This is a genomic window from Noviherbaspirillum sp. (genome assembly GCF_035654295.1).
Lineage (GTDB): Bacteria > Pseudomonadota > Gammaproteobacteria > Burkholderiales > Burkholderiaceae_D > Noviherbaspirillum.
The window spans coordinates 48,695-64,398 of sequence record NZ_DASRXF010000149.1; the positions used below are offsets into that span (position 1 = coordinate 48,695).

The window sequence follows — 15,704 nt, forward strand, 5'->3', positions numbered from 1 at the left end:
TCTACCCACCCTACGATCCTTCAGGGCTTCACTGCTCCTGCGCCCTTTGCCAAGCGCCAGATGCGCGCGACGATCCGTCCGGCCACGCTGTCGCGCCGCCTGATCTGGCGCACCCACACGCGTGCGCGGCGCACGCCCGCATGGAAGGCGTGCTGGATCACGAGCTTGCCGTACAAGACCATGTGCAGCCAGGAGCGGTAGATGACGACATCATCGAGATCGCGCTGCTCGCCAAGCAGGCGCGACTTGTAGTCGTCCTGCCCCCACAAGAAGTGGTACTCGCCCCCGCCGCGGCGGATGCATTCGCAGATGGTCAGGTAGCAGCACAGTGTGCCGAGGCGGTAATCGTCGTAGGCCGGATCGTGGGCCAGCGTTTCGAGGAAAAAGTTGGCGCCGGCGCGGTAGTTGATGGAGCCTGCGCAGATGCGCCCGTCAACCATGATGACGCCGACCAGGCCGCACTCGCGCGACAGCTGCACAATGCGCCGCGTGATGTCTTCGTCGTTGATCGATTCCTTGCCCTTGCTGGCCATGCGCAGGCGGTTCAGGTCGATGATGTGGCGGATCTGCCACTCTTCGATCTCGCCCGGACCGAGGGCGCGGTATTCGAACGCCGGGAAATCGCGCTTGAGCTTGTTCAAGTAGCGATGGATGTAGCTGCGCGTGGAACGCCCGAGGCTGGCCATGTAGTTGTCCGGGCTGCTCGGCAGCGACAGCACCATGTCTTCGAGGCAGTTGAAACGCTGGCAAGGCAAGGGCAGGTCGGCCATGATCGGCCGCACCGCATGGAAGGAGATCGCCTTGACGCCGGGATACCGGCCGAAGATGTAGCCGGCGAAACGCAGGACGTCGTCCTGGTCGATACGGATGCCTTCGTTGATCACGCGCACCGTGTTGCGCTGGCGCTGGAAGAGCCAGGCGCACACGATGTTCTTGCCTTCCCGCACGACGTACGTGCTGGCATTGTCGGCGCCGCCGAACACCCGGTAGTACGCCAGCGAGGAAAACAGGTTGCCGTACAACCTTTCCAGCGCCGGGCCGACGAAGGCGGGCACGTCGTTGTCGTAGCACTGGATGGAGATATCGGACCACGGCGCCATCTGCACGGCGACCGTGTTGTTGGAAGACTGTTCGATGGATCGTTCTTGTCTGCCGCTCATCGCATTCATTCTCTTCGTTGTCGGCCCGCGTCCCTGTCGCGGACCTTGTCCACGCTTTGATCGGCAAGCGGCAAAGAGTTCATTGCGTGCGCGTCTGCTTGCGCATGCTTTTTGTGTGAACGCAAAAGCGCGCGGCGAGGGAGTTTCCTTCTACGCAGGAAAGCGGGACGCCGCCCGGTGAAAAATCAACAGTGCGCCTTGCCCCTCAGCCAGGCATGCGCGAATGCATCGCAGGACACCGGCCTGCCGAAGTGGTAGCCCTGGACTTCGTCGCAGCCGTTCTCCAGCAGAAAACGCCGCTGCTCTTCCGCTTCCACGCCTTCGGCCACCACGCGCAGGTTGAGGATGTGGGCCAGCGAGATCACCGCCTTGACGATCGCAGCGTCATCCTGGTCGGTGGCGATGTCGCTGACGAAGGAACGATCGATCTTGAGCGTGTCGACCGGGAAGCGCTTGAGGTAGTTCAGGCTCGAGTAGCCGGTGCCGAAATCATCGATCGAAATTTTCACGCCCAGTTCCTTGAGCTTCTTCAAGGTGGCCAGCGACTTGTCGACGTCGCGCATGACCACCGTCTCGGTGATCTCCAGCTCGAGACAGTCCGGCGCCAGGCCGCTTTCGCGCAGCACATCCGCCACGACGCCGACAATGTCCTCGCGCATCAGCTGGCGCGGCGAGAGATTGACCGAAACCGGGATCGCGGGATAACCGGCCTGCTGCCAGGCGATGTTCTGCGCGCACGCCGCACGCAGCACCCATTCGCCGATCTCGATGATGAGGCTGCTTTCCTCCGCCAGCGGGATGAATGATCCCGGCGGCACCATCCCGCGCGACGGACTGTGCCAGCGCAGCAGCGCCTCGGCCCCGACCAGCCGGCCCGAGGCGAGATCGATCTTCGGCTGGTAGTGCAGCACAAACTCATTGTTGGTTACTGCGTGGCGCAAACTGTTTAGCAGTTCGAGCCGCTGCATCGCGTGCGCGTTCATCTCCGCGGCGAAGTACTCGAAGCTGTTGCGCCCGAGTTCCTTGGCCTTGTACATGGCGGAATCCGCATTGCGCAATAGCGTTTCGGCATCATGCCCGTCGTCAGGGAAGACGCTGACGCCGATGCTGCAGGTGACGTGCAGTTCGAGTTCGTTCACCGGCGTCGGCGCGGCGACAACGGCGATGATGCGGCGGATGGTATCGGTCACCGCTTCCATGCCCTTCTGGCTGGAGAGCACGATCACGAACTCGTCACCGCCCTGGCGCGCGACGGTGTCGGAGGCGCGCATGCAGGACTTGAGGCGCGCGGCGACTACCTTGAGCAGCTCGTCGCCGACCTGGTGCCCGAGGCTGTCGTTGATGAACTTGAAGTGGTCGAGATCGATGAAGGCGACCGCGGCGATGTCGCCGTTGCGCTGCGCGTGAAGGATCGCCTGCTGCAGGCGGTCGGAGAGCAGATTGCGGTTGGGCAGTCCGGTCAGCGCGTCGTGCGTGGCCTGGTGACGGATCTTTGCTTCGTAGACCTTGCGCTCGGTGACCTCGACTACCGTCCCCTCGTAGAACAGAATTTCGCCGCCGGCGCCGCGCACTGTACGCGCATTTTCCGAGATCCAGATCACATTGCCGTTGCGCTGGCGCACCTGCGACTCGAAGTTGAGCACCTGGCCATGCTCGCTCATCAGACGCAGGAACTCGGCGCGGCGATCCGGCTCGACGTAGAGCTGGTGCTGGATGTCGCGCAGCGTGCCGATCATCTGTGCCGGCGAATCGTAGCCGTACATGCGCGCCAGCGCCGGGTTGACCGCGAGGTAGCCCTTGTCCGGCGTCGACTGGAAGATGCCTTCGACGGCATTCTCGAAAATGCTGCGGAAGCGCCGCTCCGCCTCATGCAGCGCCTGTTCCGCTGCACGGCGCCCGGTGACGTCCTGCACGAAGCCTTCCAGTGCAATGCACGCACCGCTGCCGCTGCGGATGCCGGTGCCGTGCTCCCATACCCAGCGCTGTGCGCCGTCAGCCCGCACAATGCGGTATTCGATGCTGTAGCGACGGTTGGCCTGCAACGCGCTATAGATTGCGTTGCGCACGGCCGGCCTGTCGGCCGGATGCACCAGTGCGCCCAACTGCACCTTGCCATCCATGAAATCGCGCTCGCCATAGCCGGTGAGCTCGCGGCATCCGGCGCTCACGAACTCGATGCTCCATGCGAAGTCGACGCGGCAGCGGTAGATCATGCCTTCGAAATGCGCGAGCAGGTCGTGGAGCATGCCCGCTTCCCCCGCGGGCGCGGCCGGACGCGAAAACATGGCAAGGGCAAGGTCGGGCATGCTTCTTCCTTATGCAGAGCATTTCTGCAATGCAATAACAATGCCAAGGCGGTTGACGCACCGTTCCGGTGCGCGAGCGCCACAAGGAAGATGCCGCAAGGACAGTTCTTTCATTATCATGGTAGGGCGCCCGCCGGCCCCGGCTCCTGCCCGATCGACCACCATGAAAGCAGCCATTTGAAGATTCGCACCTACCTCACCCTCACGGCCATGGCGGTGCTTGTGCCGGTCATCGTCTTTGCAGCGCTTGCGCTGAACATGCTGCTCGACGCGGAACGCCAGGCGGCCCTGCGGGCGGTGCACGAGACGGCGCGCGCCACCGCGTTGAGCGTGGACCGCGAACTGGCCGCCGCCGAAGCGCGGCTGCGCGCGCTGGCCACTTCCCGCTACCTCGCCGGCGGAGACCTGGCCGGATTCCACCGGCAGGCAAAGGGCTTGATGCGCGACGACAACGAGTGGATCGTCCTCTTCGACCGTTCCGGCCAGCAGATCATCAATACGCGTGAGGAATTCGGAGTCCCGCTTCCACGGCGCAGCCGTCCCGAGATCGGGCTCGAGGTCATGCGCACGGGAGCGGCCTATGTCTCCAACCTGCTGTACGGCGCCGTGGTCAAGCGCCCGGTGGTCTCGGTCGAGGTGCCAGTGCCGCACCCCGACGGTCCCCAGCTCGTCATCAGCCAGGCCTTCGTTACCGATTACCTCGATCGTGCCTTCGAGCAGGCGGCGGTCCCGGGGAACTGGGTGATCGGTATCTTCGACCGCGAGGGCGTGACCGTGGCGCGCAGCCGGGGCGGCGAACAGTTCGTCGGCAAGCCCACCGTGCCTCAACTGATCGAAGCGGCGCGCACGCGCGACGAGGGCGTCCTGCGCACGCACAACCTCGACGGGACGGAAATCTACGGCATCTATACCCGGTCCAGGCTTTCGGGGTGGATCGTCGGCGTGGGCGTGCCGGTTGTCGACATCGAGCATGCCGCCCGCAAGGCGGTGTTCGTCTCCGGCATCGGTTTGCTGGCGGCGATTGGCGGCGCGGCACTGGTCGCCTTCCTGCTGGGCCGCCGCCTCGCCGGCGCGGTGGCGGGTGCGGCGCAGTCGGCCGCCGCGCTCGGCCGCGGCGAGCTGCCCTGCGAGACGCGCTCGGGCGTGGCCGAAGTCGACCACCTGCACACGGCGCTGGCCGAGGCCGGCAGCATCCTGCAACGCGAGCGCGACTCGCGGGAGGCGGCGGAGGCGGAGCGTGAAGTGCTGTTTGCCAGCGAACAGGAAGCGCGCCGGCTGGCCGAACAGCAGAACAAGACCAAGGATGAATTCCTCGCCATGCTCGGCCACGAACTGCGCAATCCCCTGGGCGCAATTTCCAACGCCGTGGCGATCCTGGAATTCGAGGGGCTGAGCGAGGAGAGCGGCAAGCGGGCGCGAGACGTCATCGGCCGCCAGAGCCAGCACCTTGCCCGCATCGTCGACGACTTGCTCGATGTGAGCCGGGTGATGTCGGGCAAGGTATTCCTCAACCGCCAGCGGCTCGACCTGGCCGAGGCCGTGCGCCAATGCATCGCCTCGCTGTCCGGTGCGCAGCGGGCGGACCGCCACACGCTGAACGTGGAGGTGGAACCGGCCTGGGTGGACGCCGACCCGACCCGCATCGAGCAGGTCATCAGCAATCTCCTGTTGAACGCGGCGAAATACACGCCGGGCGAGGGACGGATCGATGTCCGGGTGCGAGCCGCAGACGGCAAGGCCGAATTGACGGTGCGCGACAACGGCATCGGCATCCCGCCGCAACTGATGCCGCATATCTTCGACGTGTTCGTGCAGGGCCCGGCGACCCTGGACCGGACGCAGGGCGGGCTGGGGATCGGCCTGGCGCTGGTGCAGCGGCTGGTGATGCTGCACGGCGGCACCGTAACCGCGTATAGCGAGGGCGCCGGCAAGGGCAGCTGCTTTACGGTGCAGCTGCCGCTGGCGGCAAGTGCCGGCGGCGCCGGGCGCGCGTTGCCGCCGCGACCGGCGGGCGGCAACGCCTGCCGTGTGCTGCTGGTCGAGGACAACGAGGACAACCGCCAGACCCTGGCGGCGGTGCTGTCCATCTACGGCTTCCAGGTGACCGAGGCCAGCGACGGCCACCTGGGCGTGCGGGCAGCGACGGCGGAACGGCCGGATGTCGCCGTCGTCGATATCGGGCTGCCCGGCATCGACGGCTACGAAGTGGCACGCCGGCTGCGTGCCGCACCGGAAACGCGGCACATCCGCTTGATTGCCGTAACCGGGTACGGGCAGGCGGAAGATCGCGAGCGCGCGCTCGCGGCCGGCTTCGACGCCCATCTCATCAAGCCGGTGGAACCGGCGCGGCTGCTGGAGGCCATCAACAGCTTCATCCGCTTCATCCGCTGAGCGGCGTATTCGCCGCCCTTGCATTCGTGCAACACGGCAGGAAACTGGGCTACACTCCTCCCATATTTATGGGAGTCCCGCAGGGGGAAACACGATGGTCCGCAGGTTTGCCTTTCGAGTACTGCTGCCGCTTTGCGCGTCTGCCGCTGCGCATGCGTCGCCCGGTACGCACAGCGCCGGCCCCGATGTCATGCGCCTGGCCAGCCTGGACTGGCTGCCCTACGTCGGCGCCGGGCTCGAGCAGGAGGGCTGGTCGAGCTTCGTGGCGGATGCGGCCGCGCGGCATTCCGGCCGCCGGGCGAAGATCGACTACTTCCCCTGGACGCGGGCGGTGCAGCTTGGCACGCGCGACCCCAACTATGCCGGCTACTTCCCCGCCTACTACACCGAGGAGCGCGCCCGCACCTGCCACTTTTCGGCGCCGATCGGCAGCAGTACCGTCGGCTTCGCCTACCTGCAGCGCGCTCCCTTGCAGTGGGCATCGGTGCAGGACCTCACCGCGTTGAGGATAGGCGTGGTGGCCGGCTTTTCCAACGGCCCGGCCTTCGACGCCATGGCGCGGGAGGGCAAACTCCGGCTCGACGCGTCGCCCAACGACATGCTGAACCTGCGCAAGCTGCTCGCAGGCCGCGTGGACACGGTGGTGATCGACAAGCTGGTGCTGCGCTACCTGCTGGCGACCGAGCCCGGCCTGGCGCGCGAGCGCAAGCAATTTGCTTTTCACGACAAGCCGCTGGCCGAACTGTCGCTCCACGTCTGCTTCCAGCGCACCCCGGCCGGGCGGGAAATGCAGCAAGCCTTCGACCAGGGAATGCAGGGCCTGTCCCTGCGCAAACTGGAAGCGGAATACTTCCAGCGGATCGAGAAGCAATGATGCGCGGATGCATCAGTTGCGCTTCTGCACTTCGTCGGGGTCGCGTAGAATTGACCGGCAGTACGTCCCAACGCAGCAACCGGGACCCCACCCCGGCTTTGCGAGTCCAGAATGATCCCCCGGCTTGATTCCCCCGTGAAGAAACCCGTGCGCCTGACAGCAGAGACCGGCAAGCGTTCGGCCAGCAGGGATTGAGACATGCACCAGTGGAATGACACGCCGGGAGACGCCGGCCTCGATGCGACCTTGCGCGCGCTCGAGGAAGCCTATGTCGCCGGCCTGCCCGGCCGTCTGAACGCCATCGAAAGCAGCTTGCAGCGCTGCCTCGACGAGCCCGGCAGCGTTGCGCATTTCGACGCCCTCGTGCTCCACCTGCACTCGCTGGCCGGGTCGGCCGGCACCTTCGGTTTCACCGATCTGGGCATGCGTGCGACCGAGCTGGAACTGCGCATGAACGCCTTCCTCAAGGCAGCGGCGCACGACGCCGGTGCTTTCGCCCCGATCGCCGATGCCGTCGGGTCTTTCCTGCACTGGGCAGCGTCCGCCACGCAGGCAAAGGCAATACCATCCGCAATCCCTGCGCCTTGCGCGCCGGCCGCGGCCGGTGCCCCGCGCCTGATCTACCTGGTGCACGACGATACCCTGGTGGCCCGGGACATCGCCGGCCAGCTGGAGAACTTCGGCTACGAGGTCGAGGTGATCACGGCGCTGGCGCACCTGCAGGAATACATCGACCGGCGCTTGCCCTCTGCCGTCGTGATGGACCTTGGTTTCCCCGCGGGCATCCTCGCCGGGGCCGCGGAAGTGGCGCGCATCCGACAGGCCAATGCCCATGGTTTCGCGGTCATCTTCATCTCCACGCGCAGCAATTTCGAAGCGCGGCTGGCGACGGTGCGGGCAGGCGCCGATGCTTACTTTTCCAAGCCGCTGGACATGGTGGCGCTGATCGACCGCCTGGATGCGCTCACCGTGCAGGAGGAGAAGCAGCCCTGCCGCGTACTGATCGTCGACGACGACCTGCAGACGGCAGAACACTATGCCGCGGTGCTGCGCGGCGCCGGCATGGATGTGCGCGTGCTGGAACAAATCCCGTCCATGCTGCAGACGCTGGGAGAGTACCGCCCGGAGCTGATCCTGATGGATGTGTACATGCCCGGCTGCAACGGCGTCGACCTCGCGCGCCTGATCCGCCAGGACAACATGTACCTCGACGTGCCCATCGTGTTCCTGTCCAGCGAATCGGATGTCGAGAAGCAGCTGGATGCGATTGAGTCCGGCGCCGACGATTTCCTCACCAAGCCCATCCAGCCGGCCCACCTCGTATCGGCGCTCAACAGCCGCGTGCTGCGCTACCGTGCCCTGCGCAGCCTGATCATGCGCGACAGCCTGACCGGCCTGTTCAACCATTCGGCGCTCAAGGAACACTTGGCGCGCGAAATCGCCCGTGCCCGCCGCAGCCGGGCGCCGCTGACGCTGGCCATGGTGGACATCGACCATTTCAAGCGCATCAACGACAGCCATGGCCACCCGGTAGGCGACCAGGTCATCCGCGCGCTGGCCCGCCTGCTGCAACAGCGCCTGCGCCGCGGCGACATCATCGGCCGTTACGGCGGCGAGGAGTTTGCCATCATCATGCCCGGCACCCCGCCGGACGCCGCCGCCCAGGTACTGGACCAGGTCCGCGCCTCGTTCTCGACGATCCGCCACTATGCGGAAGCGCACGACTTTACCGCCACCTTCTCCGCAGGTGTGGCCGAACTGGCAACGGACGGCGATGCCGATACCCTGTTCCGGTTGGCCGACCAGGCGTTGTACCAGGCCAAGCACGACGGGCGGAACTGTATCCGCAATGCGTCGTCACTCGGGGAAAATTGACCTGGATCAACGATTTCCGCGGCGTACTCGAAGAGCATCGAGACTTCCGACGACACGCTGACAAGCACGAAAGGTAGTCCCCATGTCCGCCCAGCCACGCGCCATCGCGCCCGCAGGCACCGCCGCCGATCCGCAGACGGACCTGCACGGCCTGGAAGCCGATATCGCGTCCGTCTTCCTCGCCCGCCTGGAAGGCTTGTTCGAACCCGGGGCGCTCGGCCTCGGCGAGGGAGCGCCGGCGGAAGGCAGCTTCCTTGCGCGCATCGGCAAGCCCGAGTTCTGGACCTGCGCGATGTGCAAGAAGGACGCGCTGCGCTACAGCCCGGCAGTGCATTTTTATATCGGTACGCTGTTTGGCGACCATGCTCCGATGGGCTTTCGGGAATACTGCCAGGTATGGGGCCAGAGCTTTTTCGCCGCCCGGCATGACCTCGACAGCGCGCGCGACATCCTGCTGCTCTTCCTCGACCAGAACCTGGACTACCTGAAACGGCTCTACATCCTCGAACAGCCGCACAACGAGGACCTCGCCCCCAATGCCGCGGCGCTGGCGCGCTGCTTCGACACGCCCGCCAACGCGATGCTGTTCGTGGGCGGCCACTTCGCGCGCTGGGTGCTGGACGACTGGCTGCCCTTCCACCTGCGCTTTGTCTGCTGCCGGGAATTCCTGGCGCAGGAAGAGGCGTTGGCGCGCGCCTGCCCGCGCGCGGAACTGGGCGGCACGGCGGCCGCCTGCCGCTGTCAGTAGAAGCGCAGGGCGTAGACCGGCGGCAGGGTTGTCGACACTTCCTGCCATGTGTCGCCGCCGTTGTCCGAACCCCACAGGCCGCCCGTCGTCGATCCCATCAGGAGCGTGTTCCCGTCATCGGCAACCGCCAGGCCGTGCCGGTAGACGAGGTCGTAACAATTCTTCTGCGGCAGCCCGTTGCGCAATACCTCGAAGCTCTTTCCGCCGTCGCGCGTGCGTGTCACGCACATCGCCGCGTTGACAGGGATGCGCCGCTGGTCGGCCTCGGCGGGGACGAACCAGGCGGTCAGCGGATCTTGCGGATGCGCGGCCACGGCGAAGCCGAAGTCGGACACCAGCGGCTTGACCGCCGCCCCGATCTCTTGCCAGCTGGCGGCGCCATCCGCGGAGCGCCAGATGCCATTGTGATGCTGGCACCAGAGCACCTCGGGATGCGACATGCACTGCGCAACCAGGTGCGGGTCCTGCACCGCCGGTTCCTCGGCGCGCTCGGGCGGCATGTAGGCAGCCTGCATGCCTTTGACGCCGGGCTGCCAGCTCGCGCCGCCGTCCGTGCTGCGCCAGGCGCCGCCGCACGAAATCCCGACCAGCAGATTCCTGCCGCCGCGCGGGTCGACGCAGATCGAGTGGATGCCGGGCACGTCGTAGCCGCCGCCGAACCATTCCTTGCGCGAGGGCTCGTTCCACAGCGATTGCACCAGTTCCCACGAGTCGCCCCTGTCCGCTGAACGAAACAGGCCGCCGGGCAGGGTGCCCGCCCACAGCACGCCGGGTTCCTCCGCGCCGCCGGCGGCGAGCGACCACAGCATCACCAGCTTCCATTCGACGTCCTCGCCGCGCTCGCCTTGCGGCGGGTAGGCCGGCACCGCGACTTCCGTCCACTCCGCCTTGCCCTTGTCGCGGCGATGCAGCTTGACGCCGAAATGCCCGAGGTTGAGCGCCGCGTACAGCGCGCCGTCGCGGCGGTCGTGCAGTGCCATCGATACCGGTTCGCCGAGGAAGCCGATATCGCGGATGTCCCATGTCCGGCCCTTGCGGATGAGCTCGAACAGGCCCTTGCGGGTTGCCAGCAGTGCGCGGTCATTCATGGTCAGCCTCCGGAAAGCGCCTGCAGCACGTGGACCAGGCTGCCGGGCGCGAGGGGATCGTCGAGGGATACATGGTCGCGGATGCGCCGGCCGTCGATGAAGACGGCGACGTTCTTGCGCAGGTGCCCCTGCTCGTCAAGGATGTAGCCGCGCAGGCGCGCATTGCGGGCGAACGCATCCTCCAGTCCGGCACGCAGCGTCGGCGCCGGCGTGTCGATTTCGGGCGCTTCGGTGAAGCGCCGCAGTTGCTGGGTGAAGACCAGGCGCGCCATGGCGGCATTACGGTGCTTCAGGCACGCCGTCGAAGAATTCGACTACGCCGGTTTCGAGCGAATACTCGGCGCCGACGATCATGAGCCGGCCATCCAGCAGCATCTGCTCCAAAATTTCCGAACCGTGCCGCAGGTGGTTGGCGGAAGCCCGGACATTGGCGCGCACCGCATGACCGACCAGCGCATCGTGATCGTGCCGCAGCTCGGTCGCCACCAGCGGCGCCACCGAGGGGCGGATGCGCTCGACGATGGAGTGGATGTGGCGCGAAGTGCTGGCTGCCGGATGCATCACCGCGTCGATGGTCGCGGCGATTGCGCCGCAGCGCGAATGGCCGAGCACGACGACCAGCGGCGTGCCGAACTGCTCGGCGGCGAACTCGACGCTGCCGATCTGGGAAGGCGCGACGATGTTGCCGGCGATGCGGATCACGAAGAGGTCGCCCAGGCCCTGGTCGAACACGAGTTCGGCCGGCACCCGCGAATCGGAACAGCCGAGGATGATCGCGAAGGGCTTCTGCCCCGCCACCAGTTCGCTACGCCGCGATTCGTTCAGATTCAGATGGCTGCCGCCCCTTCCTTCCACGAAACGCCGATTGCCTTCGCGCAGCCGGGCAAGTGCTTCAAGCGCAGTTGTCATTGCTACCCTTTCCTGTGTTGATGATGGCGGGATTATCCTACGAGCAATCACAACAGGCACGGGATCCCGCCTGCCTTGATGATAATCATGCAATGGCGGCCGCGGGTCGAGTGGCGTCAAGAAAATCCGCTGCAGATTTCGAACGGTCGTTCGCGAAAAAATGTAATATTGAAGCCTGGCGCAACAGCCGCCGCCGCTTGCAACTTTCCACTCCCGACCGCATGAGCACGCCAGGCATCGACACTGTCCTCGAAGAGAGTTTCAACACCATTGCGCATCTGATCCGCCTGCATGCGGCGGCAAGGCCCTCGCACCCGGCGCTGATCCAGGACGGCGAAACCCTGGGGTATGCCCAGCTCGATGCGCTGATGGACCGCGTCGCCGCGGCGCTGCAGCGGGATGGCGTGCAACCGGGAGAAGCGGTCGCGGTGTGCGCGGCCACATCGATCGCCTATGCTGCTGTCTTCCTCGGCAGCCTGCGCGCCGGTGTCGCCGTGGCGCCGCTGGCGCCCTCGTCGTCGCCGGAAAGCCTGGTATCGATGGCAAGGGATGCGGATGCCCGCCTGCTGTTCCTGGACGAGACCGTGGCCGAGGCGCTGGCGCCGGTGCGCGCATCGCTCGGCGTGCCGGGGGTCGCCCTGGACGAGAGCGGGACCGGAACGCCGTTTTCGCAATGGCTGGCGGCGCCGGGCACGCAAACCGCGCCGGTCGACATCCAGCCGGACTGGCCGTTCAACATCATCTATTCCTCCGGCACCACCGGCGCGCCCAAGGGTATCGTGCAGCCGCATTCGATGCGCTGGACGCATGTGCAGCGCGGCCGCGTCAACGGCTATGACGGCAGCGCGATCTCGCTGATCTCCACGCCGCTGTATTCGAACACCACGCTGGTGTGCTTCTTCCCGACCATCGGCATGGGCGGGACGGTGGTGCTGATGGCGAAGTTCGATGCCGGCGCCTACCTCGCGCTGGCGGAAAAGCACCGCGTCACGCACACCATGCTGGTGCCCGTGCAGTACCAGCGCATCATGGCGCGCGAGGATTTCGGGCGCTACGACCTGTCCGCCTTCCGCATGAAGTTCTGCACCAGCGCGCCATTCTCCGCCGCGCTGAAGGCGGACATCCTCAAGCGCTGGCCCGGCGGCCTGATCGAGTACTACGGCATGACCGAAGGCGGCGGCACCTGCATGCTGGCCGCGCATGAGCATCCCGACAAGCTGCACACCGTGGGCCAGCCCACCCCAGGCCACGACATCCGCCTGATCGACGAGGAAGGCCGCGAAGTGCCGCCGGGCGCGCTAGGCGAAGTGGTCGGCCATTCGCCGGCGATGATGGCCGGTTACCACAAGCAGCCGCAGAAGACGGCCGAAGCGGAATGGTACGACCCGAGAGGCAAGCGTTTCATCCGCACCGGCGACATCGGCCGCTTCGACGAGGACGGCTTCCTGACGCTGATGGACCGCAAGAAGGACATGATCATTTCCGGCGGCTTCAACATCTACCCGAGCGACCTCGAAGCGGTGCTGGTGCAGCATCCGCAGGTGGCCGAAGCCGCGGTGGTGGGCGTGCCCTCGGAACGCTGGGGCGAAACGCCGGTCGCATTCGTGGTGCCGCGTGAGGGCGCCGCGCTGCAGGCGCAGGAAGTGCTCGACTGGGCCAATGCGCGCCTGGGCAAGACGCAGCGGCTGGCCGCGGTGGAACCGGTGCAGCAGTTGCCGCGCAGCGCGATCGGCAAGGTGCTCAAGCGCGAACTGCGCGATTCCCTGCCCAAGAATTCATTTTGAACATACGCAAGACAATCATGGTGGACAACTCACTTTTCAACACGCAGGAAATCCTCGACCTTCTCAAGCTGGAGCAGACCGGCGAAGACCGCTTCCGCGGCCAGAGCCATTTCATGGGCAGCCCGAACGTGTTCGGCGGACAGGTGCTGGGCCAGTCGCTGTACGCGGCGGCGGTCACGGTGCCGGAACGGCGCGTGCACTCGCTGCATTCGATGTTCATCCTGCCCGGCAACCATCGCCTGCCGATCGACTATGAAGTCGAGCGCGTGCGCGACGGCGGCAGCTTCAGCACGCGGCGCGTGGTGGCCTACCAGGAAGGCCGCCGCATCTTCGTGATGTCGGCCTCGTTCCAGACAGCGGAAGAAGGCCTCTCGCACCAGCGCCCCGCGCCGGCCAGCCCGGACCCGGAAACGCTCGCCTCCAGCATCGGCGAATGGAAGAAGCTGGCCGACGCCGGCAAGCGCCCGTTCCGCCCGGTGCCTGTCGATTTCCGCGCCGACCATCCGGGGGACATCTACAGCGGCCACAACGGCAAACCGAACAAGCAGGTGTGGACGCGCTCGCCGGCGGCGCTGCCGGACGACACGCTCACGCATGAGACGCTGTTCGCCTATGTCTCGGACTACGGCCTGCTGTGGACCTCGCTCCAGCCGCACAACATCTCCATGGGCGACCCGCGCCTGCAGATCGCCAGCCTCGACCACACCATCTGGTTCCACCGCCCCTTCCGCATGGACGAGTGGCTGCTGTTTGCGATGGAAAGCCCGAACGCCTCGGGCGGTCGCGGACTGTGCTTTGCGCATGTGTACAACCAGCAGGGCGAGCTGGTGGCGACGCTGGCGCAGGAAGGGCTGATCCGTCTGAGGGAAAAGAAGGCCTAGCCATGCGCATACGGCATTGGCTTGCCTTGCACCAATCCGATAGCATCGTGTGTTTGAAATTCCCTGAAGGATGACAATGGACTTCGTGCTGTCCCCGGAAGTGATCGCGATGCTGTTCGGCGCCGCGGCGATTGCCGGTTTCGTGGATGCCATCGCCGGCGGCGGCGGGCTGATCACCATTCCCGTGCTGCTGCTGGCGCAGGTGCCGCCGATCCAGGCGCTGGCGACCAACAAGCTCCAGGCCAGTTCCGGCTCCTTCACGGCGTCGATGATGGTGATCCGGCGCGGGCTGGTGAAGGTTCCGGAGGTACGCACGCTGTTCATCTGCTCGCTGATCGGCTCGGCCATTGGCACGCTGGCGGTGCAGTTCGTGAACGCCGCGACGCTGGACGTGCTGATCCCCATCGTGCTGGTCGGCATTGCGCTCTACTTCCTGCTCGCGCCAAACGCCGGCGCTGTCGAGAAGAAGCCGCGCCTGAACCGCAAGGCCTACCAGGGCGTGGTGGTGCCGGGCATCGGCTTTTACGATGGCATGTTCGGCCCGGGCACCGGATCGTTCTTTTCGCTGGCCGGCGTCGCGCTGCGCGGACAGAACCTGATCACGGCGACCGCCAACGCGAAGGTGCTCAACTTCGCCAGCAACATTGCTTCGCTGGCGGTGTTCATCTTCGGCGGCAAGGTCCTCTGGGCCGCCGGCGGCGCCATGATCCTCGGCCAGGTGATCGGCGCATGGTGCGGCTCGCATGCAATGGTCCGCGGCGGCACCAAGCTGATCCGGCCGATGATCGTCACCGTGTGCGTGGTGATGCTCGGCCGCTACCTGTGGCAGAAGGGGCTGGTCGCGTTTTGAAATCCGAGTGAATGGCGGCAGGAATCCGCTGTCAAAACTAGAATGTTGGCTTCGGGCGACTCTTCAATAACATGAAGCAACTCAAGGACATCCCCCTCAGCATTCTCGATCTCGCGCCTGTCCTGCAGGGCGGCACCGCCGCCGATGCCTTCCGGCGCAGCCTCGACCTGGCGCAGCATGCGGAGCGCTGGGGCTACCGCCGCTACTGGCTGGCCGAGCACCACGGCATGCCCGGCATCGCTTCCGCCGCCACCGCGGTGGTGATCGGCCATGTCGCCGCCGGCACTTCCACCATCCGCGTCGGCGCCGGCGGCATCATGCTGCCCAACCATGCGCCGCTGGTGATCGCCGAGCAGTTCGGCACGCTCGAATCCCTGTTCCCCGGCCGCATCGACCTCGGCCTTGGCCGCGCACCCGGATCGAACCAGCTCACCGCGCGCGCCTTGCGCCGTTCGCTGCACGCCGGCGCCGAGGAATTTCCGCAGCAACTGGCGGAACTGCGCGCCTATTTCAAGCCGCGCGGCGACGGCCCGCGCGTGCGGGCGGTGCCGGGCGAGGGACTGGAGGTGCCGATCTGGCTGCTCGGGTCCAGCGATTACAGTGCGCAGCTGGCCGGCCATCTCGGCCTGCCCTTTGCCTTCGCCGGGCAGTTTTCGCCGGCCTACCTGCAAGCCGCGCTCCAGCTATACCGGCAGTGCTTCCAGCCGTCCGATGTGCTGGACAAGCCGTATGCGATGGTGGGGCTGAACGTAGTGGCCGCCGATTCGGAACGCGAAGCGCGCCATCTTCTGACCACGCACCAGCAGATGCACGTGAACCTGATCCGCGGCGTGCCCGG

Annotated in this window: 13 protein-coding genes; 8 read left to right on the plus strand and 5 right to left on the minus strand. The window is 66.2% G+C overall.

Annotation, left to right across the window (positions count from 1 at the left end; all coding sequences use genetic code 11):
- Positions 1-20: 20 nt before the first annotated feature.
- Together VFF99_RS14705 and VFF99_RS14710 are read right to left on the minus strand one after the other, a co-directional pair.
- A complete protein-coding gene (locus tag VFF99_RS14705) occupies positions 21-1,160 on the minus strand; it encodes a GNAT family N-acetyltransferase (protein ID WP_325019139.1) in 1,140 nt (379 codons plus the stop codon).
- 185 nt (positions 1,161-1,345) lie between these two features.
- Positions 1,346-3,466, minus strand: a complete 2,121-nt coding sequence (locus tag VFF99_RS14710; RefSeq protein WP_325019141.1) for a putative bifunctional diguanylate cyclase/phosphodiesterase — start codon at positions 3,464-3,466, stop codon at positions 1,346-1,348.
- 177 nt (positions 3,467-3,643) lie between these two features.
- Here VFF99_RS14710 and VFF99_RS14715 point away from each other — a divergent pair, with 177 nt between their 5' ends.
- The 4 genes from VFF99_RS14715 to VFF99_RS14730 all read left to right on the plus strand — a co-directional run bounded on the left by VFF99_RS14715 (position 3,644) and on the right by VFF99_RS14730 (position 9,354).
- Positions 3,644-5,857 (plus strand): hybrid sensor histidine kinase/response regulator, encoded by a 2,214-nt coding sequence (locus VFF99_RS14715; protein ID WP_325019143.1) that lies wholly within the window; start codon positions 3,644-3,646, stop codon positions 5,855-5,857.
- Positions 5,858-5,951: 94 nt separating this feature from the next.
- The gene (locus VFF99_RS14720; protein WP_325019145.1) at positions 5,952-6,731 is read left to right on the plus strand and encodes a transporter substrate-binding domain-containing protein; all 780 of its coding nucleotides are present in this window, start codon (positions 5,952-5,954) and stop codon (positions 6,729-6,731) included.
- A 198-nt stretch (positions 6,732-6,929) separates the two neighbouring features.
- A complete protein-coding gene (locus VFF99_RS14725) occupies positions 6,930-8,606 on the plus strand; it encodes a diguanylate cyclase (protein WP_325019146.1) in 1,677 nt (558 codons plus the stop codon).
- Positions 8,607-8,688: 82 nt separating this feature from the next.
- On the plus strand, positions 8,689-9,354 hold the full coding sequence (locus VFF99_RS14730; RefSeq protein WP_325019148.1) for a hypothetical protein: 666 nt from the start codon (positions 8,689-8,691) through the stop codon (positions 9,352-9,354).
- Here the strand turns inward: VFF99_RS14730 and VFF99_RS14735 are convergent.
- From VFF99_RS14735 to VFF99_RS14745, 3 genes are read right to left on the minus strand one after another with little or no spacing between them, the layout of a single operon-like run.
- Entirely contained in the window at positions 9,348-10,442 is a 1,095-nt protein-coding gene (locus tag VFF99_RS14735; protein ID WP_325019150.1) for an exo-alpha-sialidase, read from the minus strand. The two genes, VFF99_RS14730 and VFF99_RS14735, sit on opposite strands and share 7 nt — an antisense overlap.
- A gap of 2 nt (positions 10,443-10,444) precedes the next feature.
- Positions 10,445-10,714 carry a MoaD/ThiS family protein gene (locus VFF99_RS14740; protein WP_325019152.1) on the minus strand — a complete coding sequence of 90 codons (270 nt, stop codon included), beginning with the start codon at positions 10,712-10,714 and terminating at the stop codon, positions 10,445-10,447.
- 7 nt (positions 10,715-10,721) lie between these two features.
- Positions 10,722-11,351 (minus strand): carbonic anhydrase, encoded by a 630-nt coding sequence (locus tag VFF99_RS14745; RefSeq protein ID WP_325019153.1) that lies wholly within the window; start codon positions 11,349-11,351, stop codon positions 10,722-10,724.
- A gap of 221 nt (positions 11,352-11,572) precedes the next feature.
- On the opposite strand from VFF99_RS14745, the gene VFF99_RS14750 reads away from it, so the two are divergent.
- The 4 genes from VFF99_RS14750 to VFF99_RS14765 all read left to right on the plus strand — a co-directional run.
- Positions 11,573-13,135: a class I adenylate-forming enzyme family protein gene (locus VFF99_RS14750; RefSeq protein WP_325019163.1), complete on the plus strand. Its 1,563-nt coding sequence runs from the start codon at positions 11,573-11,575 to the stop codon at positions 13,133-13,135.
- Positions 13,136-13,152: 17 nt separating this feature from the next.
- Positions 13,153-14,016 carry an acyl-CoA thioesterase II gene (locus tag VFF99_RS14755; protein ID WP_325019155.1) on the plus strand — a complete coding sequence of 288 codons (864 nt, stop codon included), beginning with the start codon at positions 13,153-13,155 and terminating at the stop codon, positions 14,014-14,016.
- 76 nt (positions 14,017-14,092) lie between these two features.
- Positions 14,093-14,866, plus strand: a complete 774-nt coding sequence (locus tag VFF99_RS14760) for a TSUP family transporter (RefSeq protein ID WP_325019157.1) — start codon at positions 14,093-14,095, stop codon at positions 14,864-14,866.
- A 71-nt stretch (positions 14,867-14,937) separates the two neighbouring features.
- Positions 14,938-15,704: LLM class flavin-dependent oxidoreductase (locus VFF99_RS14765; RefSeq protein WP_325019159.1), on the plus strand; the 767-nt coding region annotated here is incomplete at its 3' end.

Coding starts and splice junctions, on each gene's coding strand:
- VFF99_RS14710 (WP_325019141.1), bottom strand. CDS start 3,466: ATGCCCGACCTTGCCCTTGCCATGTTTTCGCGTCCGGCCGCGCCCGCG.
- VFF99_RS14705 (WP_325019139.1), bottom strand. CDS start 1,160: ATGAGCGGCAGACAAGAACGATCCATCGAACAGTCTTCCAACAACACG.
- VFF99_RS14750 (WP_325019163.1), top strand. CDS start 11,573: ATGAGCACGCCAGGCATCGACACTGTCCTCGAAGAGAGTTTCAACACC.
- VFF99_RS14725 (WP_325019146.1), top strand. CDS start 6,930: ATGCACCAGTGGAATGACACGCCGGGAGACGCCGGCCTCGATGCGACC.
- VFF99_RS14730 (WP_325019148.1), top strand. CDS start 8,689: ATGTCCGCCCAGCCACGCGCCATCGCGCCCGCAGGCACCGCCGCCGAT.
- VFF99_RS14755 (WP_325019155.1), top strand. CDS start 13,153: ATGGTGGACAACTCACTTTTCAACACGCAGGAAATCCTCGACCTTCTC.
- VFF99_RS14740 (WP_325019152.1), bottom strand. CDS start 10,714: ATGGCGCGCCTGGTCTTCACCCAGCAACTGCGGCGCTTCACCGAAGCG.
- VFF99_RS14745 (WP_325019153.1), bottom strand. CDS start 11,351: ATGACAACTGCGCTTGAAGCACTTGCCCGGCTGCGCGAAGGCAATCGG.
- VFF99_RS14720 (WP_325019145.1), top strand. CDS start 5,952: ATGGTCCGCAGGTTTGCCTTTCGAGTACTGCTGCCGCTTTGCGCGTCT.
- VFF99_RS14760 (WP_325019157.1), top strand. CDS start 14,093: ATGGACTTCGTGCTGTCCCCGGAAGTGATCGCGATGCTGTTCGGCGCC.
- VFF99_RS14735 (WP_325019150.1), bottom strand. CDS start 10,442: ATGAATGACCGCGCACTGCTGGCAACCCGCAAGGGCCTGTTCGAGCTC.